This window comes from Anabaena catenula FACHB-362 (genome assembly GCF_014698735.1).
GTDB lineage: Bacteria > Cyanobacteriota > Cyanobacteriia > Cyanobacteriales > Nostocaceae > Anabaena > Anabaena variabilis_A.
This window is the reverse complement of record NZ_JACJTQ010000038.1, coordinates 16,073-38,098: the sequence shown is the minus strand read 5'-3', so window position 1 is coordinate 38,098 and position 22,026 is coordinate 16,073. Positions and strand designations below refer to the sequence as shown.

Sequence of the window (22,026 nt, the reverse complement as noted above, 5' to 3'; positions counted from 1 at the left end):
AATATCCTCTTACATTCTTATCTAAAACCCCTAAGCTAAAATCTAAAATCTAAACCTGATTAGTGACGCTCATCAATCTGCACCCTGGTAATTAGGGAACGGGGAATTCCCACTACACGACCTTTTTGGTTTAAGTAAACTGTTGTTTCATCCCTGCGAATTAAGTGACCAATCCACTCTTGTTGTCCGTTGTGGGGTGGAGAAGTGGAGATAACTACTGGAAATCCCTTAAAGGAAATAAATTCCCTGTCAGTCACCAGTTCCCTCGAAATTCCAGGGCTAGATACTTCTAACATATAAGCATCTGGAATGATCTCTGCCACATCTAATTCGGCTTCTAAAGCACGGCTCATTCGCTCACAATCATCGAGACCAGTATCCTGTTGAGGATTACGAATATCTACCCGCAAAACTGGTGGACTTTGATTTGTGTGAAAAACTACGCCTACAATTTCCAATCCGAGTTCTTCTGCTACTGGTGTGGCCAAGTCAATAATTTGTGGAACTAAGGGATGAGTCATGCGAGAATTCAATAAAAAAAGTGGGCTTCGACCCACTTCCTGCGATAGGGATATCTTCCAAGAAGTCTTGTGACGAACCAATGTCGGTTCGCCCCTAACATGAGTGTAGCGTATTTTTTTCAGTTATCAGTTATCAGTTGTCTGAACATATGCTGGCGATCGCAAGGCTAAGGACGCAGGGATCGCATTTGTCGTGTTTGCTCGATAATCTGGTCAATATCCTCTTGGGATAAGCGTTGAACGTAGTTAATTTTGACTTCTTCTAAAAAGTCATTGAGTAAACTTTGAATTTCTCTAAGTACGTGTTTTTCTTGAAGTTCGGAACTAAAGACAGTAGTAAATTTTTCTAATAACTGACTTGAAAGTTTGGCTGCTACTGGATCTTTAATGGCGCTAACCAAAGCAATATATAGATTAGTGGTGATTTGAGTTGCTAGTTGCTCACTTAGCTGTGTTTGTGCCTGTGTCACTCCTGGAAGCTTCAGCAAATTACGATAAAGTGGTACTTGCTGGAAAGCTGTTTCAATGTTGTGACGCAAAATGGCATTAATTTCTGGCTGAATTTTGGGTAGTACTTGATTGACTATGGTTTGTACCAAAAGTCCCGCGATCGCTTCTATTTCATTTATATTATTAATATCTATGTATCTACGTTCTTTTTCTGGCTGTAACAGCCAGCGCGTGATCTCACCTCGCTGAATCGATCCCTGAACCTGGTTGATTACCCGCACTACCACAATTTCTGTGATTTCTTCGGCAAAATTGGACAATATACCTTGGTGAATTTGTCGTCTGACTAAATATAGATTAATTAACTGTGCTTGATCTAAACGCACCAATACTGGTATAAAGCGCAGCCAACGCCAAAACGGAATTAGTAAAAATAAGTCATACCAACGCCACAATATCGCTTCTAACCAGCTTAAATTGCGATTTTGGCGTTTAATATAGAAAGTACGTCCTAGCATATCCAAACCAAATATGACTAAGAACGGTAAATCAATTAGCCAGAAATCATCCAAAAATTCCCCATTCTCACCTATTTTGCGATAATAGTTGGTAGCAATCGAAGGGCGAATTTGCTGGTTGAAAAAATTGATTTCTTGAATCCAACCATGCTTAGATAAATACACCGGACTCCAAAAAGTAGCAAAGGCGAGTTTTGCCGATTCTTGTCCAATGTGTTCCCGCATCCGGTTTTTAATTTTTTCCAGAGATCCACTCTTACCTGCACCCACAAAGGGATTACTATCAATCATCTCGCTACTGAGACGCTTCATTTCCTCTAGCTTGATTTTTACCTCAGGTGAGTTTAGCCCTGTTTGGCTGATCTGTTGTTCTAGTTCCGTTACTGTTTCCAGATATTTTTTCGTGTCTCGATGGGGTTCAATACCTTTAATAGGGTCATAAATGTACGTAATTTGAGGAATTATTCGGTAATAGAAATCTCTCCATTGTACGTAGCTCATATCAAACAAAACTAAACCTAAGTTAACAGTGGCAGTAATTGCCATTAACCTTTCAAACCATAGATTTCGTTGCTTGGGGGATTTTAATTTACGCATTTATATTTACTAAGTATATACAACTCACGATCTTTATGTTTTTAGCGCTGCCAATAAAATATCTGACTATTGATAGATGTCAAACAAAAATTGATTCATAGTGGTTAATAATCAATCAGATTCTAATTAATCAAAATTCATGAATATTTGAAAAATAACAGCTTACAGAAACTTAAGATACTTCTGTTAGTATTTCTATTTTGCTGATTTCATCCAAAGGAGTTGTAAGAATGTGGTGTGATTTGGGAAAATCAAAGGCAACTATTGCTGTTATCTGTGTATTAACAGTTAGCACTGTGATTTCAGGTACAGCGTTTGCTGTCCGTCAGCGTAATTACAAGCCGCAAGAATTTCGGGCTGTACTGCGTGGCTTGGGCTATAAGGTCAAAGTAACAAATGATTCATTGACCGATGAGGAAACTAAAAAAGCAATTAGCGAGTTTCAAAAAGGCTACAGGTTAAATGTTGATGGTCAAGCAGGCCCAAAAACTCAAGCTTTTGCAGCTAACATTGTGCAAATTCTCCAAGGGAATTTAAATGCTGTGCTGAAGCCTAATCCTCTCCTGCCCCGCGATCAATTTTACAGCACTCGGCTGGAAGAATTAGTGAAGGAGTATCAGAAAAAAAATCAATTAACGGAAACTGGTATTGCTGATTTAGCACTTCGTCAAAAGTTGAATGAAGAAGCTAAGACAGTTATCGGCCTACCAACAACACCAACAGCTACACCGTCACCAACACCGACTGCTACACCGACTGCTAAACCAACAGTTAAACCGACTGCTAAACCAACAGTTAAACCGACTGCTAAACCAACAGTTAAACCGACTGCTACACCAACAGCTACACCGACTGCTAAACCAACAGTTAAACCGACTGCTACACCAACAGTTAAACCGACTGCTACACCAACAGCTACACCGACTGCTACACCAACAACAACACCAACCCCCTAAGCTGCTGATTTATTTCTTCTTAAGGTCTGTCTTTAGGCTTGGGTAGAAAGGAAGGACGGTCATCATCCAGCATAAAAATATACTGAATGGTGAACCGTCTTTCCTGTGCCTGGGAGGTAAGCTGTTACGCATTTAGTTTACACATTCAGAAAAGTAAATACACTTAATTAAACCTAAAACCTTTTCTCTAACAGGTGAGAGACTTTGAATATCCCTTCTAGGAAAAAAAGTTTTTCCTTTTCTTTCTTCTAAGAGGGGAGGGTTAGGTAGAGGTTGTTGGAGGTTATATTTATTTGATGTGTTTAAGCTTAACCTACTTAGTAGTGTGAAATAGGGTTTAATGCTTTTCCCAAAAAACAACAATATGAAGTTATAAAATTGAACTTAAATGTCAAACTTTTTGAGCAATATGAATCTTGATTTCCTCCATAATTCTTGGGGTGAATAAGGATAATTGGGTACATTTTTTAATCTGTTGAAATGAAATTCCAGCTTTTTAGCCAAAGATATAGATGTAAATTTTGCTCCATCTGTAGATGATAAAAATGTTTTGATATTATTTCTTATATGTTCAAACTCTGAGGGTGTTATACTCATCATCCTTTTGTATAATTCCTCATAGTCTGATCCATCGAACTCTAGATAACATTCCTTGGGAATGTGAGTGGAAATATCAGGAGCGCCAAAATATATAGGTATTGCTCCAGAAAAGAATGCTGAAAATATCTTTTCTGTAATGTAGCCATCTTCTCGACTGTTTTCAAAGCAAATGAGAAATTTGTAATTTCTGAGTTTTTCTAATTTATCATTTCCCATAATTGAGCCTTTAAGTACTCCCTTCCAACCAATATTATTCCAAGGGAGTGTCTTATCCCAAACTCTTCCATAGGTGTGAAAATCATCCCCAAATACGTTATCAAAAAAGCTGACGGCTTTCTCTCTTTCAATATCACCCTGTAAATTTCTACATTCTTTTTTATATCTCTGATGAACCATAGCCAGCGTATACTCTGGTTTTTCTTGGAATTCTTGAATTGAGGAAAAATCTTGAGGTCCTAAATAAAATTCATCATCAGAGACACTACTGGAACTGCTGATACCTAAAAATCCACCAAACAGCTTTTTATATTTCGTGCCATACATTTTGCTGTATCTAGAGTAAGGTTCTGTAATTATGAGGATTGTACGCCGCAGGGAAAACTGTGGCAAAAATTGGCCATTCATGGAGATAAACAAATCAGCTTCCTGTGGATTTGATGTGTAGTAATATCCCTGAGATTCCAGATAGGATAAACCTGAATTTCCATGTATGTCTTTCCCAGAAAGAAGTTGCTTTAATGCTCCTACTCCATCCGGGTTCTTTTCACAAAATTTCATGCCTCAAGTCCTTTATTAAACTCTCAAGATCAGAATGTAAACACAAATAAAGGTTAAACAATTTACTGCCTGCTAAAGTTGTAAAAAAACAACAGTTATTGTCAGTGATGTTCTTTATGATTGTGTTCCTAGCCTTGTTACCTATTTTACCTTATTGATTATCAAGTCTAGCCTTACGGTCTTAGTGTTTTTTCTAGGTGGTGATCGCTGGGAGTGCAGCTGCGGTTACTCATCTTCCTCATCTGGTTCTAAATCTTCTTCTGTCAGTTCCTGATGGGGGATAGCAGCAATTATCGCATCTATTACTTTGGATACTGGTAAAATCTCGATATTCAAGTCGGGGAATTTTGTTCCTTTGGGAACGATCGCTCTTTTAAAGCCTAATTTCGCTGCTTCTTTCAACCGCAGTTCCATTTGGGACACTGATCGCACTTGTCCACCTAACCCTACTTCTCCAATTAAAACTGTACCGGGATCAACTATTCGGTCTCGGAAACTAGCAACAATAGCGATCGCTATTCCTAAGTCTACTGCCGGTTCTTCTACGTTCAAACCCCCAGCAGATGCTACATAGGAATCTAATTTCGACATTGGTATCCCTACTCGCTTTTCTAGCACGGCAAGAATTTGCACTAAGCGGTTATAATCTACGCCAGTTCCAGCACGACGGGGAGAAGGGTAACTGGTAGGACTGACTAAAGCTTGCAATTCTACAACTATCGGCCGCGTTCCTTCGCAAGCTACGACTATGGCTGTACCAGGTGCGGGGTCATCACGATTGCCTAAAAATAGCTCGGAAGGGTTGGCAACTTCTCTTAATCCTTCAGATACCATTTCAAATATACCAATTTCGTGTGTTGCTCCGAAACGGTTTTTTACTGTTCTTAATAATCGGTGGGAGGCAAAGCGATCGCCTTCAAAATACAATACTGTATCAACTAGATGTTCTAAAACTTTTGGCCCTGCGATCGCGCCTTCTTTGGTGACGTGTCCGACAATTAACATGGTGACATCTTCATGTTTTGCCACCTTCATCAAGGCTGCTGTACATTCCCTTACCTGTGCCACTGATCCTGGTGCAGATGTCAAAGCTGGAAAAAATACAGTTTGTATACTATCAATCACTGCCACATTTGGTTTTAGGGAATCTATTTCCCGCAATATTTCTTCTAAATCCGTTTCTGGCAAGACATATAAGTCTGCGCCAATACTGTCGGGATCGATTTCTACTTCAGTAATTTCCTGTAAATTATTAGTTTCTGTTTCCCCTATTTCTTCACTTTGCTTTTCCTCAGTAATTACAGTTAAAGGTTTTGACATTCCCAAACGCGAAGCGCGTAATTTTACCTGTTGTCCTGATTCTTCCCCAGTGACGTAGAGGATGCGGTATTTTTGCGCCAATTGATTGGATACTTGTAATAGCAGAGTCGATTTACCAATTCCTGGATCACCGCCAATTAGCACCATCGAACCAGGTACAACCCCGCCACCCAGTACCCGATCTAATTCTCCATAACCAGATTCCCAACGAGCAATTTGGCGATCGCTAATTTGATCAAAGGTAAGAGAAGCTCTTGCTTTAGCGGGTTTAGCTGATTTGTTAGCAGATTTAGCATTAGTTTGAGCAGCGTGCCAATTACCTACTCCCCCGCGACTGGATATATCTACAGATGACTGGATGGATATCTGCTCTTCTAGAGAGTTGTATGTGCCGCAAGCTGGACACTTGCCAAACCACTGGGAAGATTCTGCACCACAGTCGTTACAAATGAAAAAGGTTTTTGGCTTTGCCATGCTTAGTTTTTCTTAAAAAATCTTAATTGTTCCTTAAGTTTTATAAAAAACAGAAGTCCAATCATAGTAATAGTTACGGCTTTTTTCTAATCAGTTGATGGAATGATATCTTAATATTATGGTATTAAAAATTCATCATGTAAGATTTTAGTTAGGGAGCTTAGGGAAACTTGGAAAGTCATAAAGAAAAAATCCTGGTAGTAGACGACGAAGCCAGCATTCGCCGGATTTTGGAAACGCGCCTTTCCATGATTGGCTACGATGTAGTAACTGCTGGCGACGGTGAAGAAGCTTTAGAAACCTTTCGCAAAACTGAACCAGACTTAGTAGTATTGGACGTGATGATGCCAAAGCTGGATGGCTATGGTGTTTGTCAAGAATTACGTAAGGAATCAGATGTCCCCATCATTATGCTAACAGCTTTGGGGGATGTAGCCGATCGCATCACGGGATTGGAATTAGGTGCTGATGACTATGTAGTTAAACCATTCTCCCCTAAAGAGCTAGAAGCGCGAATTCGTTCAGTGTTGCGACGGGTAGACAAAACCGGTGCCACTGGTATTCCCAGTTCTGGGGTGATTCATGTCGGGAATATCAGAATTGATACCAATAAACGCCAAGTCTACAAAGGTGATGAGCGCATTCGCTTGACTGGTATGGAATTTAGTTTACTAGAGTTGTTAGTAAGTCGCTCTGGAGAAGCTTTTTCCCGTTCAGAAATTTTGCAAGAAGTTTGGGGATACACACCCGAACGTCACGTGGATACTCGCGTGGTAGATGTGCATATCTCCCGGTTGCGGGCAAAATTGGAAGATGATCCCAGTAACCCAGAATTGATTCTCACAGCCAGAGGTACTGGTTATCTCTTTCAACGCATACTGGAAGCAGGAGAAGAGTGAAGAAGGTGACAGGTGACAGGTGACAGGTGACAGGTGACAGAGAAAAAGCAGGGGGAGCAGGGAGGAGGGAGCAGGTGGAAAGATAAATATTCTTCCCCAATTACCAATCACCAATTACCAATTACCAATTACCAATGACTAAATCTGATCCCAATCGAGTTTTGCGGCGTTTACCCCTAGTCGTGGGGGGTTTAGGTGCTGTACTTTTGTTGATTAATCGGTTTTTGACACCAGAACTCACTAATTCCCAAGCGCGTGGTGATGTGCTGGGGGTGATTCTGAGTGCGGTGTTAATCTTAACGGGTTTAATTTGGCAACAGGTACAACCTCGCACACCTGATACAGTAGAACTGATTGGAGAAGAAGGTTTTTTCTTAGCGGTAGATTTACCAGAAGCCGTGAAAACAGAACTAGCGTGGGCATCGCATTTATTATTAACTAATACAGTGACGCGATCGCTCATCGTTTACTATCAAGGTAAAGTTTTGTTACGTCGCGGTGTTCTGGCTCCTAAATCTGAAGTTATACCAGGAACTATCTTAAAAAGAGTCCTGGAAACACAAAAGCCAATTTATCTGGTTGCTTTGTATGTATATCCAGGCAAAATAGAATTTGATTATTTACCTGAAAACACACAAGGTGTAATTTGTCAACCTATCGGTGCTCAAGGTGTATTGATTTTAGGGGCAAATGCTCCACGCAGTTATACCAAGCAAGATGAGAACTGGATTGCGGGAATTGCCGATAAATTAGCTGTTACACTTGGGGAGTAGTTAGTTTTAAGGTTTTGTAGTCAGCACTAAAGTGCTGAGAAAATAAAGACTGAAGTCCTGACTACGCTCAATTACGAATTATGCAAATTATTTACTGGCTGTTAGTAGCCGTCATGATCGTAGGTATTATTGGTGCTGTAGTTCCGGCTATACCTGGAAGCAGCTTAATTTTAATTGCCATTATTATTTGGGGAATTGTCAGTAGTTCCTTTGCAGCGATTAAGATTCCCCTCATAGTGACAATTATTGTTCTACTTCTGAGTATGGGAGTAGACTTCCTAGCTGGCTATTTGGGCGCAAAACAAGCCGGCGCTAGTAAATGGGGGCAAATTGGTGCTGTCGTGGGATTGTTACTGGGATTCTTCGGATTATTACCAGCATTACCCTTTGGCGGTCCATTATTAGGAATTCTACTGGGGCCACTTTTAGGTGCAATTATTGGTGAGTATATTTACTGTCGTGACTTAGGACTGGCAGTGAAAGCTGGTATAGGAATTACAGTAGGAACCCTGGTAGGGAATTTAATTCAAGGTATTCTCGCGGTTGGTGCGGTGATAGTTTTTCTATGGACAACCTGGCCTCAAGTATACGGTGGTTAGAATTTAAATCCCCGACTTCTTAAAGAAGCGAAGGATGTTGTTGTAGGAAATCAATCAAAAAAGAAAGCCTGCGCGGGCAGGCAAAAGGTATAATCATTGCAGTACAATTTTCACTTCTTACGGACATCAAACAATGTAAAAACCAAGTAAAGACTAAACTACTGGTGAGCTTTTTTTGCCTTTACGCAAACCAAATGCACCAGCTAAACCTAAAGCACCCAGTCCAAGAATAGTTGTAGGTTCAGGTACGGTTTCTATTTTCAGACGAACACCATCGCCAGTAAGGGGAAATTTAGCACCACCGATTAGACCAAGTTTAAGGTCGAATGATGTGACATTGTTTAATATTACTGTCTGGATATTACTGTCAGCACCCGGAGCAATTGATATATTGGCTGGGTTTACACCAGTACCAACTATATTGTTAATTAAAGTGCCTATATCTTCTACGTCAAAGAAACTTAGCTTCAGTGTTTTAGCGATAGCACCGAAATTAAAGTTGAATTTACCAACTTCCAATTGACCCTTCAATGGAGCCTTATTTTCAACGGGGTTACCCTTACTGTCAACAGCTACGGGACGGAACCAAAAACCATCGGGGTTAGTTCCTACATCTAGCTTCCCAAATTTGACAGAACCGTAGTCATTTTCTGTTGTTCTATCATCGACAAACAAACGGCTTGGTTTGTTACCGCCTGGTCCATCATAGTCCAAACTTGTTATTGTGTAACCCAGGGGAGACCCATTTACTTCGCTATTAATCACTTCTCCTTCGGTCGATGGAACCAAGGAAGCCGCTTGAGCCTGTGATAAACCACCGAATAAGCTTAAGCCCAAGGTTGATACAGCAACTGTAGTTACTAAATATTTGAATGATGTCATTTGTTGAATTGCTCTGTAAGTGTGATTTTGGAGGCAGGATATTTTTTGCTTCATACACAATAGACATTATACTGGGATATTTACTTAAGTAAACAGGATTTATTACTTAGTTTACACAATCTTTAAAAAACAATGCCTATATTTATACTAACCTCATACTAGAAATAGTTCATTCAATATATTTGGTAAAGTTAAAATATGCAAAAAGCTCTTCAGGCAAGATATTCAGGCAATATGTCTATATATATAGCAGTCCTACATGATTCATGAACACTTCTGTTCCCTGTTCCCTTGACTCACCGATAAGTTCTCAACTCCAATAGGATTGCGATATTAGGTCAAATTGAGCTAGTAAATTAAATAATGTTTGGCGGGAATTTTATACAAAATAGGGACACAGCAACGCTGTATCCCCACAATATAAGTGGTATTTTCGGGCTGACCTAAAAACCAATATGAACAGTAGATACCCGATATATGCAAGTGGAGCATATTGATTAAGCTAAATTACAAAGCTCTTTTCGCTTCATTTGCTATTGCTTCTACTTCATCATTTACCAGAGTCTCTAAAATAGATTTAGCTTCCGCACCACCCAAACGAGCTAAAGCTTGGACAACTCTGTAACGTACTTGCCAATCTGGATTAATAACATAAGGAACTAAGAGAGGAACAGCTTCTACATCTCCTAATTCCCCAAGAGAACTAATCGCAGCAGTTTGAATTAACCCATTATCTGAAGAAAGTGCTTCTTTGAGGAGTTCAAAGCTACGAGGATCACCCAACTCTCCTAATGTAGCGATGATGCTAAACTGTACGAGCCATTCAGGGGTGGTATGGTAAAGCTGCTGTAAATCTTCAAAAGCTGCTTGTAGTTTTAGCGCACCCAAACAATCTGCTGCTGCTGCTTGGACATCAGCCTCCGGATCATTGAGTAAATCCCGCAACATATGCAAAGATAAATCTAAATCCTGGGTTCCCAGCGTATCCATTTGACTTACAGCCGAGTAACGGACACGGGAATTACTATCAGTAACACCAATTTTAATTAGTTCCAAAGCAGCTTTCGGTTCTAGTTCCCGAATTTGATTGACAGCACGCAAGCGATCGCTTAAATTCTCAGAACCCAGTAATTCTTTTACAGATTCGGCGGAAATACTCATTTTTAATTATCCTAAATTGTTAAAATCGTGATTGGTAATGGGTAATTCGTAATTCGGAAAATTTCCCCAGTCCCTACTCTGCGGCCATGGCGCGAATAATGTCCCCACGAGTCAGAATACCAATAACTTTACCTATACTGTCAAGCACTGGGAGTCGATGAACTTTATGTTCTTGGATTCTTTTTGCAGCTTCTTTGAGGGGTTTATCAGGAGAAATAGTCACAGGATTTTTACTCATTACCTCTCCCACAGTTTGTCCCAAAGCCTTATGTAAATCTCGTTCATAAGCACCAGGGTTTTGTAAATAAATCACACTATCCAAAAACATAATGTATGCGGGCGGAGTCACACCAGTTTCTTGCCACATCAAGTCTGTTTCTGATATGATACCGACCAATTTACCTGCATCATCAATTACAGGTAAACCGCTAATTCGCTTTTCTGCCAAAATTTGAATAGCTTCTTTTAAAGGAGTTTCAGGACGAACCATAATCGGATCATGGCTCATCACGTCAGCAACAGTTTTAGACATTTTTTTACTTACACCTTTTATAAAAGTCTTTTTAATTATTCTAAGAAATTGGAGGATGATAAATAAATATTGTTAATAGATTGTTACTTTCAATTGAATCAATTTTTACCTGTTGGGAATATATTTATTTTAAGCCTTAGTTTAACAAATATTCTAAAAAGTATAATTTTTACTCTTTTGCAAAGCAGCAATAATTTCTACATTCGCTTCAGGAAAAGTAAATTGATCTAATTCATCCCACTTTACCCAACGGATTTCATCACATTCTATTGCTTGGGGAACCCCTGTTAAATGGTAACAGTGATGCACAGTTAAAGTAACTTGCAAATGTTTATAAGTATGATCAATAGTAATGAGATGTTCTCCAACTGTAATTTCTATACCCAGTTCTTCATAAATTTCCCTTTGAATACACTCTTCGATAGTTTCACCAGGCTCAATTTTGCCCCCTGGAAATTCCCATAAACCACCCATTGTCCCTCCTGGACGACGACGATCAATTAAAATTTGCTCTTGCTTGTTCCAAATAACAGCAACACCAATAATTTTATGGGGTGGAAGAGAACTGATTGCATTCATGATTGGATAGTAGATGGGAAGAATAATTAATGATTAAGTAAGTTTTTAGTAGGCTAAATTACTGCTGTAATAAAGCGCTATATTTAGTTTATAGTAGTGATGTGGGTATTTAATAGAATTTTTTTTTGAAGAAGGCAGAAGTACGAGGGCAGCTATGCTGAAGGCGTTAAGAAGGGGATTCAAACCCCTCCTTAACGAAGACCAGTAAATCTTTTATTTACTGGGGGTATTAAACCCAAATGGGCAAGGCATAGAGGCTGTTGTTTTCATATCAAATTAATCCCTTCTGCCTCCTGCCTTGCCCGAAGGGCAGATAAATGACCGCTAATAAAAATTGGCAGACTGACTTGATGCCTGCCGATTTTGTATTTATTTATCACTTGTTTTTTGTGATTATAAATTTTTTACTCTTAGTAATAATTCCTGCGTTTGTGCAAATAGTTGGATAATTCTTTTTCCCCCTGCGGTTCCTGAATGATAAGTCTTTAACTGAACATGATATAAGTGGGCGGCGGAAATAACTGACCATTAAAAATTAATAAAAAGCTTATGTAATCTGCTTTTTTAATTTTCAATTTTTAATTCCGCCCTGCGATACTAGAGTTTATTCGAGATCACTATTATTGATTTCAGTTCCTTGCAAAGCTGTATCAAAACTCATTCTCTGTTCAGCGTTACGCAAAAAGTAACCGCTAACCATAGCAGAGGCTAGTAGCCGACCTAAATTTTCCCGACTGGTGGTGATGGTGACACCAAAATGTTCAGGAGGTAGGTTGCCCAAAAGTCCCATAATATTGCGTTCCATCACCTGGAAAACTTCTGGAGAAGTTGGTTTGGATAGTTGGTTAACTGTTTCTGGACTCAATGATTTAACATACTGCCACAGTAAATTGCTGGTTTCGGACTCACTATCAAAAAATTCTGAGACTCGTTTTGGTTGGTTATTCACCTTTTATCTCCTTTACTACCACTGTTAATTGCGGTGTTTGTGACTGGATAATCAATAACCTATGTTGTATTGGATTTAACTGACAATTATATATTCATGTCAATTAATCTAACAGGTTCTTCCTTTCCAGGGAGTCGGTTTAACCGTACCAAAAGCGTGGTAATTTTGCGAATAGGTGATGGGTGATTGGTAATAAAAAACTATTCTTTGTTTCCCCCATCTCCCCAGTCCCCAATCCCCAAGCCCCTAACTAGCAAGATACTCATTGATATTGGTTTTAGACTTGCGAAGTTTTGTTAAGGCTTCGCGCTCAATTTGCCGAACTCTTTCTCTGCTGATATTGAGAAGTTCACCTATTTTGGCGAGAGTCAAGGCTTGTCCGTCGATTAACCCAAAGCGCAGCTTAATCACTTCCTTCTGTTGTGGGGTGAGTTCTGCCATTAAACGCTCTAAGTCATAAGATAAGGAAGATTGCATGACAAAATCTTCTGGAGATGCGCCTGTATCTTCTAACATTTCTCCGAGTTCGGTGTCGTAATTATCTCCTAGTCGCAAATCTAGAGATAAAGGTAGACGAGCTTTTTCTAGACACTCTCGCACCTGTTTAGGTGTCAGTTCTAATTCTTGAGCTAATTCTATAGCTGTGGGCGCACGTCCCAGTTTTTGTGACAATTGGCGTTGAGCTTTTTTAATTTTATTTAATTTTTCAGTAATATGAATAGGCAAGCGAATAGTGCGTGCTTTTTCCGCGATCGCACGAGTAATGGCTTGACGTATCCACCAATAGGCATAAGTAGAAAATCTATAACCTTTGGTAGGGTCAAATTTTTCTACCCCACGTTGCATACCAATGCTGCCTTCTTGAATCAAGTCGAGTAAATCGACATTGCGCTTAATGTACTTTTTGGCAACAGATACAACCAGCCGCAAATTGGCTTCTACCATCTTGCGCTTGGCGATTTCACCATCAGCGATTACTTCGTTTAACTCTGCTGGTTCTAGTTTTGCCGCTTGAGCCCATTCTTCTAAGGTTGGTTCACGATCTAACTGGAGAGCAAGGTTTTCTCTTACTTCATTTAAGCTGGTAGATCGTTGCACCTGTTTACCATAACAAATCTCTTCTTCGTGGGTGAGAAGTGGCACACGGCCAATCTCCCGCAGGTAAGTCCGCACAAGGTCTGTGGCTGTCTGAGCGGTCTTCATGGCGCTACTCTTTGGTGATGACGGGTTTGCTAGTAGGGTCATTGATTTATAAATGCCTTCTTAGGGTGCTATCCAGTCAAGCTGGGAAACCATACTAAGGTTTGCGACTTACACGCTCGATAAACTCGGCTGCTCATATTTAGTCAAATGAGGTCATTAACTGCTAGACGTTACAGTTACTTCCTCGTAATCACAAGTACCTAGAGTTAGATATAAGGTAACAAGTAGAACATTTTTAGTTTTATTTAGATTATTAACAATTGTAACATTTATGAGAAGAATTTGACTACCGAGAAACCCGTAATTTCGTGGCTTTTTAAAGTCGCTTATTGCAGTAATTTTACTCAATAGCCTATATTTGAAGGCACTTGCAGCAATTTCTTACCCCAGAAAATTGCTTTCTCATATTTGTTAAAATATCTCAATGATAACTATAATTGTTCTCCCATAATAATTGCTTAATGTTTTGGGGATTAGGAATTGGGGATTGGGTATTGGGTATAGGAGATTGGGGATTTAAGTTATTCTTCATTTTCTCCGCGTCCCCGCGTCACCCCATCACCGCGTCCCCGTGTCACCCCACCTCCCAATCACCGCGTCCCCGTGTCACCCCATCATCCCATCATCTCATCACCCTATCTACTGACTAATGGGGCAGTATTCCTGAATGACTTTTACGTCCAAAGTCGTATTTTGCAGGGAACGGATAGCTGCAACTGTGGCTTTGGCCCCGGCGATTGTGGTAATGATCGGAATTTTGTAAGCTAAGGCGGTGCGGCGAATTAATCTCGCATCAGTATGGGCTTCTTCCCCAGAAGGCGTATTGATGATCAGTTGGATTTTTTGGTTTTTGATAGCATCGAGGACATTGGGACGACCTTCATGGAGTTTGAGTACTGACTGAATCTCTAACCCTTGTTCTTGAAGGACTTGGCGTGTACCTTGGGTAGCCATAACGGTAAAGCCTAAAGTTATAAACTCTCTGACTACATCTACCGCAGCAGATTTATCGCGATCGCTCATGGACACGAATACAGTACCTTTGAGAGGTAAGCGTTCACCTGCTGCCAATTCAGCCTTGGCAAAAGCGCGGCCAAAGTCGCTATCGATGCCCATCACTTCACCAGTTGAACGCATTTCCGGCCCCAAAATGGTATCTGTACCAGGGAATTTATTAAAAGGTAATACGGCTTCTTTGACCGCAATATGAGAGGGAATAACTTCTTTGGTAAAGTTCAACTCCTCTAAGGTTTTACCCGACATAATTAAGGACGCAAGTTTTGCCAGTTGTACACCCGTGGCTTTAGAAACAAAAGGAACTGTACGGGATGCCCTGGGGTTAGCTTCCAAAATGTAAACTTGGGGAGAATAGCTATTTGCACCAACCACAGCAAACTGAATATTCATCAAACCCACAACAGATAACTCCTGTGCTAGTTGCACCGTCCAAGTGCGAATTTGATTTAGCACTGCTGGAGATAGAGAAATAGAAGGTAAGGAACAAGCCGAATCGCCTGAGTGAATCCCCGCTTGTTCGATGTGTTCCATGATGCCACCAATTACGACTCTACCAGTATGGTCGGCGATCGCATCTACATCAACTTCAATGGCATTTTCTAAGAACTTATCAATCAAAATTGGGTGTTCTGGTTCTACCAACACCGCAAAAGTCATGTAACGTTCTAAATCCGCATCAGAATAGACGATTTCCATCGCCCTTCCCCCCAACACATAGCTAGGACGCACAACCACAGGATAACCAATACGTTTAGCGACAATTAAAGCATCTTCATAACTTCTGGCCATACCATTAGGCGGTTGAGCAATATTCAATTTATTGAGAATCTTTTCAAATCGCTCGCGATTTTCTGCCATGTCGATAGAATCGGGGGATGTACCCCAAATTTTGGGAATGGGGAAATCAGGACTAGGAACAGGACATTGGTAAATATCACCACTCGCTAGTTGCTCTAAATATTGCTGCAACGGAACTGCTAATTTTAATGGTGTTTGTCCCCCAAACTGGACAATTATCCCCACCGGGTTTTCCGTATCGATGATGTTGAGAACGTCTTCTTTGGTTAACGGCTCAAAATACAAGCGATCGCTGGTATCGTAATCTGTAGAAACTGTCTCTGGGTTAGAGTTGACCATAATTGTCTCATAGCCTGCACCATGTAAAGCATAGGCAGCGTGACAACAACAATAGTCAAATTCAATTCCTTGTCCAATTCGGTTTGGTCCACCACCCAAAATTATCACCTTGGGTTTTTCGGTGGGTAAAACTTCCGTTTCTTCTTCGTAGGTGGAATAGTAATATGGAGTTAATGCTTCAAACTCAGCCGCGCAGGTATCGACCGTTTTGTAAACAGGAATCACTCCTAGCTGTTTGCGATATGCCCGAACTTCATCTTCATTTGTTTTGGTAGCATAGGCAATTTGGCGATCGCTAAATCCATCTCTTTTAATTGCATACATCTTCTCTTTAGTCAACTGCTTTAAGGGTGTGCGTTTCAGAAATTTTTCTACTTCTAGCAGTTGTTGCAATTTATCTAAAAACCAAGGGTCAATAGCCGTTAGTTCATAAATTTCTTCATTAGTCATCCCTAGTTGCATCGCATGACGCACAGAGAAAATTCTATCTGGGTTCGGTGTCCGTAACTGGGCGCGAATTTGTTCTCCACTGGGTAATTTTTCGGCTTTGTCACAACCCCAACCAGCCCGTCCTGTTTCTAAAGAACGTAAGGCTTTTTGGAAAGATTCGTTAAATGTTCTACCAATGGCCATCGCTTCCCCAACAGACTTCATTTGTGTAGTCAGCACAGGATCTGAACCGGGAAACTTTTCAAAAGCAAAACGGGGGACTTTTGTCACCACATAATCAATTGTCGGTTCAAAGGAAGCGGGAGTTTTTTTGGTGATATCGTTTTGCAGTTCATTCAAGGTGTAACCCACAGCTAATTTAGCCGCTATTTTGGCAATGGGAAACCCGGTGGCTTTAGAAGACAATGCAGAACTGCGGGATACACGAGGGTTCATTTCAATGACAACCACATCCCCATCAACGGGATTAACGGCAAACTGGATATTAGAACCGCCAGTTTCTACACCAATCTCGCGGATGATTTTAATTGCCATATCCCGCAACCGTTGATATTCTCTATCGGTGAGGGTTTGGGCGGGGGCGACGGTAATTGAATCCCCAGTGTGAATACCCATAGGGTCAATGTTTTCGATAGAACAGATAATCACCACGTTATCTGCTAAGTCACGCATGACTTCTAATTCATATTCTTTCCAGCCGAGTAGAGACTGGTCAATGAGAATTTGAGACACGGGACTGGCATCAATACCCACTTGTGCCATTTCTTCAAATTCTTCTTTGTTGTAGGCGATACCGCCACCCGTACCACCCATTGTAAAGGCTGGACGGATGATTAGGGGATATGTACCGATTTGGCGTGCGATCGCTTTCGATTCTTCTAAAGTCGAGGCTGTACCACTGGGACAGACTGCTACCCCAATCTTAGCCATTGCTTCGTTAAACAGTTTTCTGTCTTCGGCTTTTTCAATCGCTGGTAATTTCGCACCAATTAACTCAACGTTGTATTTATCTAAAACACCATTTTTCGCCAAAGCTACAGCCAGGTTGAGGGCGGTTTGTCCTCCCATCGTTGGTAATAGGGCATCTGGACGTTCTTTAGCGATAACTTTTTCTACTATTTCCGGTGTCAGCGGTTCAATATAAGTGCGATCGGCTGTTTCCGGGTCAGTCATAATGGTTGCAGGGTTGGAATTAACCAACACCACTTCATAGCCTTCTTCTCGCAATGCTTTACAGGCTTGAGTTCCAGAATAATCAAATTCACAGGCTTGGCCAATTACAATTGGACCTGAACCTAACAGGAGAATTTTTCGGAGGTCTTCACGACGGGGCATAGTTTTTACCTTAGATGACAAGAATACAAATCTTGACTATTTTAAGGGTCTTTAACCCTCATCATGCCATTTATTATCAAGGTTTCCAGGTTTTTATGTCCCAGAGGTAATGTCGTAACTAATGACTAGTACCGCAGGGCGGAATTAAAAAAAATTAAAAATTAAAAATTAAAAATTAAAAAAGCTTATTCCACAAGCTTTTCCGGAATTTTTCATGGTTGGTTGACTTATGCCTTTGGCTACTAAAAGTCACTCCTACCAGAACTAAACCTGTATACGCAAGCTCTAAACCTCTGATTATACCTGAATATGCTTGGTAATCTTTTCCCACTAGTAGTCTGTCAAATACAGCAGGGAACAGGGAAAGGTGTTGAAAGTCTTTTAGCATAAGGCTTTGTTCTTAAATTTTGTACATCCTGCGACCTGAAATCTGCTGTAAATTTTGACGGATAAACGAACAAATCGCCAAGACGCGTAGACTCGGGGCGGCTTCCCGCAGGGTAGGACGCAAAGGAAGAAAGAAGAAAATAAGTAATCTTAATACTGGGGAAGTATTAATAATAGGACTTACGCAAGATGTGACTGAAAACCTTATTCCTGTGTAGCGGTAATTCATGAATTACCGCTACTTTGGTTCTGTTTTGCGTAAGTCCTAAATAAGATAAATTTTCAATAACTACAGAATAAATTTACTCCTAATTATTAGGTGCATTTTTAGCCACAAAATAATATTGATAATTCTAATAAGAATCTTTATTAATTACTTCTTGATCTTAAAAAGAACTTAACCTAAAAATAATCTCATTTTTTATCCAGATATTCAATCAAAATGGCAGAAAGGTCTATATTTCCCTCTCTGCCATAATTGATCATTATCTAATCGTCTGAGAAGCTAATTTAGGCTTCCTGCTAAGTGATAATAATCGAGATGTTGCAAATTTTAGTTTTGAGCAGGTTGGACAAAACCTAAAGTTAAACTATCCTTAGCTAAGAAGTGAGCCAAATGATAAGCTCTTTCTTCAGTTTTTAACAGGATTTTTTCGTAAAGGTAGCGTGTGCCACGATCGCCTAAACTCTCAGCCTGAGAAGCTTGACGGCGAATTACGCTAATCATTGCTTGTTCTGCTACTAGATCATTTTCTAGCATCTTCCGGGCTGCATACGCGCCATCACTTTCAGGCTCAAAGCAGCATAATTCAGCTAATTTGCTAAAACTTGCAGCAGGTACACCACCTAAACCATTTAACCGTTCCCCAATTTCATGGATGTGGTCTTGTACTTCTTTGTAGCTGGTATTAAAAAATTCATGCAGCGAGTAAAATTCTGCACCTTCAACTACAAAATGGTGTTTTTGATATTGTAGATAGAGCGCTTGAAAACTAGCTAATACAACATTGAATCCTTCAACTACTGGAGTTGTAACACTCCGATCCAGTAATACAGGATTGTCATATACTTGACCAAAATCTTGTAACAAAATTTGAGTATCAGACATTGTTCTCCTCGCTTTTAAACAGTTATATTTTTCAACTGTTAAGTCTTTATATATTAACACTTAAAAAAATGTCGGCAAGTTTATTAAATCTTGCAGATTTTGGCATTTTCAAGGCTGTGAGTATCAATTTTTCTTCTTTAGGACTTACGCAAAACAGAACCAAAGTAGCGGTAATTCATGAATTACTGCTACACAGAAATGAGATTTTCAGTCACATCTTGCGTAAGTCCTATTCTTGTCAACTGCTCACAATTTATTTAATTTAGGTGTATGTATCTAATCCCATGATTGACTTATACCGCTAAATATGCATATATCCTGAGGAATATCTCTCCATTATGGAAGTGATATCTTTTTGCAAAATTAATGCAAATAATTTTCACTAGTGTGTTATAACTTGGAGAGAATCAAATCCCACAAACTCCTATGAACAGGGAGTTTACTTGTTGTGTTTACTGCAAGTTTGTTGCACTTTGAGGGCAATTCGCTTGAAATCTTTTAGCTCAGAAACAGGAATAAAACAGGTTGTTGAGGTGAATTGGGCAGATCGTTGGCAAGTTTATCAACGTCTGCGTGAGTTGGATATTACTTGTGGTTGTGAAATTAACCAGCCATTACAGGTAGAAATAGCCAGTACCACAGCAGCTATTCAACTTTGGAGTGTAATTCGACAATTCACGGCTTCTCGTCAAGAACTGATTTGCACTCTTGAACATTGCTGGCGTATTCGTCACCAACAGTTTTAATTGGCTAATAACTTTTCTTCATTCACCGGAGGTCAAAAAAATGCATATATATACTCAGACAGAAGTAACAGAATTTTGCATGGAAGGTCGGTTTTTAGATTTTGTGATCAAAGACGGATATAAGCTTAAAGGCTTATTATTATCGACTTCTGAAGGTGAATGTTATGTGAAGTTAGCCAAGCATTTACGGAGTACTTTTGATTTGCGTTTACCTAAAGGGACTTGGCTGCAAGTTGTGGGTACAAAACAGCACGACTTCAAAAAAGATAAGCTGACACTGAAAGCAGAACGTGTAATGGCTGCGCGTGAGGAGATGAGTAAACAACCGGCATTACAGAATCAGAACCAGCCAAAACCAGCTAAGACACAAACGATTTTAGTTTGTCAAAAGTCAGATTGCATGAAGCGCGGTGGTAAGGCTTTGTGTCAGGCTTTGGAATCTGAGTTGAGAAATAATGGTTTAGAAGATAATGTAATTATTAAAGGTACAGGCTGCATGAAAAACTGTAAAGCAGGGCCGAATTTATTGATGCCAGATAAAACTCGCTATAGTAAAATTCAAGCTGCACAAGTGCCGGCATTGATAGATAAGCATTTTGGTAGTGAGATTCAGGAACAATCAAAAAATGTAGCTGTACCTCAGTTTGCTAAAGTTTAGCAAACAAATATTAAACAATTCAAAATTCACAATAGTGCTTATAGCAGGCCACTTTCACAAAATTCAAACAAAATTCAATTGTGTGGTGGGTTACGCTATGGTTAACCCAACCTACATTGAAATGCTTTAACCACTAATCACCGCAATACAGTCAATTTCTACCAGCACATTTTTAGGTAAACGCGACACCTCAACACAAGCACGCGCTGGGGCTGTATCCTCGGAAAAATATTTTGCATAAACCGCATTCACTGCGGCAAAATCATTCATATCAGCTAAAAATACACCAGTTTTAACGACATCTTGGAAAGTAGCACCAGCTGCTGTCAAAATGGCTTCAAGATTAGCCATTACCTGTTCAGTTTGCTTAACTACATCTTCTGTGTAAACAACATCACCGAGTCGAGGATCAATGGCAATTTGTCCAGCTACAAACAACATTTGTCCAGATGCGACGATGGCTTGATTATATGGTCCAACTGGTGCTGGTGCTTTATCGGTACGGATTACTTTACGAGTCATAGATATCACTTTTTCTAATGGTGCTGGTTGTTTACCGAATTCTAAATCAGTAGATGTTTGGTAAACTTCTCCATCTGGCATTATCGCACCTGTGAGGTCAGCATTTTTAAAGGTTGCACCGTAAATATTCGCGCCGGTTAGATTTGCCTTTTTCAGATTTGCACCATTAAAATTTGCATTCATTAAGTTGGCATTTTCCAGACAAGCTCTTTCTAAATTTGCACCTTGTAAACTAGCGTTTATGAGGTTTATTTGTCCCATAAAGACAGCAACTAAATCAGCTTCAGCTAAATTTGCACCTAACAAATTACATTTTTCTAGATTTGCACCTCGAAATTTAGCCTTTTGAAGATTTGCATTTTGGAAGGATGCATTAGTGAGGTTTGCCTGAGTCAAGTCTGTTTCTGCTAAGTTTGCCCCAGTTAGATTTGCACTGTTGAGGTTAATTCTTTTCAAATTTGCCTTATATATACTGGCATTTCTCAAATTTGCACTAGTCAAGCTGGCTCCTATCAACCAAGCCAAGTTAAGGTCTGCCCAGCTGAGATTTATTGACGAACCCTCTATTAATTGCAAATCTGCATCTTTGAGACAGGCTCTAGTAAGGACAACATTATTAAGTTTTGCTCCGATTAGGATTGCTTTACTTAAATCTACTCCATTCAAATTTGAATTGTATAGGTCTATCTCTTTTAAGTCTGCACTTTTTAGTTCTACCCCTCCCAAATTTATAGAATGAAACTTTCTTTGCCCTCCAGCGTATTTCTCTAAAAGTTCCTCAGCGTCCATAAAGCACCATTAAATACTCTTATAAAAGTATAAAACAATGCCCAACGCTAAAGTACAAATCTCATAGTGAAATTCTCTACTTTTTTC

At 39.9% G+C, this 22,026-nt stretch carries 19 protein-coding genes; 6 read left to right on the top strand and 13 right to left on the bottom strand.

All coding sequences use genetic code 11. The annotated features are described in order from the left end of the window. Positions 1–59 precede the first annotated feature (59 nt). Together rimP and H6G68_RS20395 are read right to left on the bottom strand one after the other, a co-directional pair. Entirely contained in the window at positions 60–521 is a 462-nt protein-coding gene (rimP, locus tag H6G68_RS20400) for a ribosome maturation factor RimP (RefSeq protein WP_190908280.1), read from the bottom strand. 167 nt (positions 522–688) lie between these two features. Then, positions 689–2,086 carry a hypothetical protein gene (locus H6G68_RS20395; RefSeq protein WP_190908279.1) on the bottom strand — a complete coding sequence of 466 codons (1,398 nt, stop codon included), beginning with the start codon at positions 2,084–2,086 and terminating at the stop codon, positions 689–691. Between the two features lie 230 nt (positions 2,087–2,316). Between H6G68_RS20395 and H6G68_RS20390 the strand changes: the two genes are divergently transcribed. Beyond that, positions 2,317–3,042, top strand: a complete 726-nt coding sequence (locus H6G68_RS20390) for a peptidoglycan-binding domain-containing protein (protein ID WP_190908278.1) — start codon at positions 2,317–2,319, stop codon at positions 3,040–3,042. A gap of 384 nt (positions 3,043–3,426) precedes the next feature. On the opposite strand, the gene H6G68_RS20385 is transcribed toward H6G68_RS20390, so the two are convergent. Both H6G68_RS20385 and radA read right to left on the bottom strand, forming a co-directional pair. Beyond that, complete coding sequence (locus H6G68_RS20385) at positions 3,427–4,419, bottom strand: glycosyltransferase family 10 domain-containing protein (protein ID WP_190908277.1); 993 nt, start codon at positions 4,417–4,419, stop codon at positions 3,427–3,429. Positions 4,420–4,644: 225 nt separating this feature from the next. Next, positions 4,645–6,213, bottom strand: a complete 1,569-nt coding sequence (radA, locus tag H6G68_RS20380) for a DNA repair protein RadA (RefSeq protein ID WP_190908276.1) — start codon at positions 6,211–6,213, stop codon at positions 4,645–4,647. Positions 6,214–6,383: 170 nt separating this feature from the next. On the opposite strand from radA, the gene rpaB reads away from it, so the two are divergent. From rpaB to H6G68_RS20365, 3 genes are all read left to right on the top strand, one after another. Next, complete coding sequence (gene rpaB / locus H6G68_RS20375) at positions 6,384–7,112, top strand: response regulator transcription factor RpaB (protein WP_071188248.1); 729 nt, start codon at positions 6,384–6,386, stop codon at positions 7,110–7,112. A 134-nt stretch (positions 7,113–7,246) separates the two neighbouring features. After that, positions 7,247–7,885: a cofactor assembly of complex C subunit B gene (locus tag H6G68_RS20370; protein WP_190908275.1), complete on the top strand. Its 639-nt coding sequence runs from the start codon at positions 7,247–7,249 to the stop codon at positions 7,883–7,885. An 80-nt stretch (positions 7,886–7,965) separates the two neighbouring features. Further along, complete coding sequence (locus H6G68_RS20365; RefSeq protein ID WP_190908274.1) at positions 7,966–8,484, top strand: DUF456 domain-containing protein; 519 nt, start codon at positions 7,966–7,968, stop codon at positions 8,482–8,484. 153 nt (positions 8,485–8,637) lie between these two features. On the opposite strand, the gene H6G68_RS20360 is transcribed toward H6G68_RS20365, so the two are convergent. From H6G68_RS20360 to dpsA, 8 genes are all read right to left on the bottom strand, one after another. Then, complete coding sequence (locus H6G68_RS20360; RefSeq protein WP_190908273.1) at positions 8,638–9,366, bottom strand: LEVG family PEP-CTERM protein; 729 nt, start codon at positions 9,364–9,366, stop codon at positions 8,638–8,640. 507 nt (positions 9,367–9,873) lie between these two features. Next, complete coding sequence (gene nblB, locus H6G68_RS20355; RefSeq protein ID WP_190908272.1) at positions 9,874–10,527, bottom strand: phycobilisome degradation protein NblB; 654 nt, start codon at positions 10,525–10,527, stop codon at positions 9,874–9,876. Between the two features lie 73 nt (positions 10,528–10,600). Next, positions 10,601–11,059: a CBS domain-containing protein gene (locus H6G68_RS20350; protein ID WP_190908271.1), complete on the bottom strand. Its 459-nt coding sequence runs from the start codon at positions 11,057–11,059 to the stop codon at positions 10,601–10,603. 153 nt (positions 11,060–11,212) lie between these two features. Then, positions 11,213–11,638, bottom strand: a complete 426-nt coding sequence (mutT, locus tag H6G68_RS20345) for an 8-oxo-dGTP diphosphatase MutT (protein ID WP_190908270.1) — start codon at positions 11,636–11,638, stop codon at positions 11,213–11,215. A gap of 604 nt (positions 11,639–12,242) precedes the next feature. Further along, entirely contained in the window at positions 12,243–12,587 is a 345-nt protein-coding gene (locus H6G68_RS20340) for a DUF760 domain-containing protein (RefSeq protein WP_127053470.1), read from the bottom strand. Between the two features lie 246 nt (positions 12,588–12,833). Further along, complete coding sequence (locus H6G68_RS20335) at positions 12,834–13,790, bottom strand: RNA polymerase sigma factor, RpoD/SigA family (protein ID WP_190908269.1); 957 nt, start codon at positions 13,788–13,790, stop codon at positions 12,834–12,836. A gap of 639 nt (positions 13,791–14,429) precedes the next feature. Further along, a complete protein-coding gene (gene carB, locus H6G68_RS20330; RefSeq protein WP_190908268.1) occupies positions 14,430–17,729 on the bottom strand; it encodes a carbamoyl-phosphate synthase large subunit in 3,300 nt (1,099 codons plus the stop codon). A gap of 940 nt (positions 17,730–18,669) precedes the next feature. Beyond that, a complete protein-coding gene (gene dpsA / locus H6G68_RS20325) occupies positions 18,670–19,224 on the bottom strand; it encodes a DNA starvation/stress protection protein DpsA (RefSeq protein WP_190908267.1) in 555 nt (184 codons plus the stop codon). Between the two features lie 488 nt (positions 19,225–19,712). Here dpsA and H6G68_RS20320 point away from each other — a divergent pair, with 488 nt between their 5' ends. Both H6G68_RS20320 and H6G68_RS20315 read left to right on the top strand, forming a co-directional pair. Next, positions 19,713–19,970: an Asr1405/Asl0597 family protein gene (locus H6G68_RS20320; protein WP_190908266.1), complete on the top strand. Its 258-nt coding sequence runs from the start codon at positions 19,713–19,715 to the stop codon at positions 19,968–19,970. A 40-nt stretch (positions 19,971–20,010) separates the two neighbouring features. Continuing rightward, complete coding sequence (locus H6G68_RS20315; protein WP_190908265.1) at positions 20,011–20,628, top strand: (2Fe-2S) ferredoxin domain-containing protein; 618 nt, start codon at positions 20,011–20,013, stop codon at positions 20,626–20,628. A gap of 126 nt (positions 20,629–20,754) precedes the next feature. On the opposite strand, the gene H6G68_RS20310 is transcribed toward H6G68_RS20315, so the two are convergent. Further along, on the bottom strand, positions 20,755–21,939 hold the full coding sequence (locus tag H6G68_RS20310; protein WP_190908264.1) for a Rid family detoxifying hydrolase: 1,185 nt from the start codon (positions 21,937–21,939) through the stop codon (positions 20,755–20,757). Between the last annotated feature and the right edge of the window lie 87 nt (positions 21,940–22,026).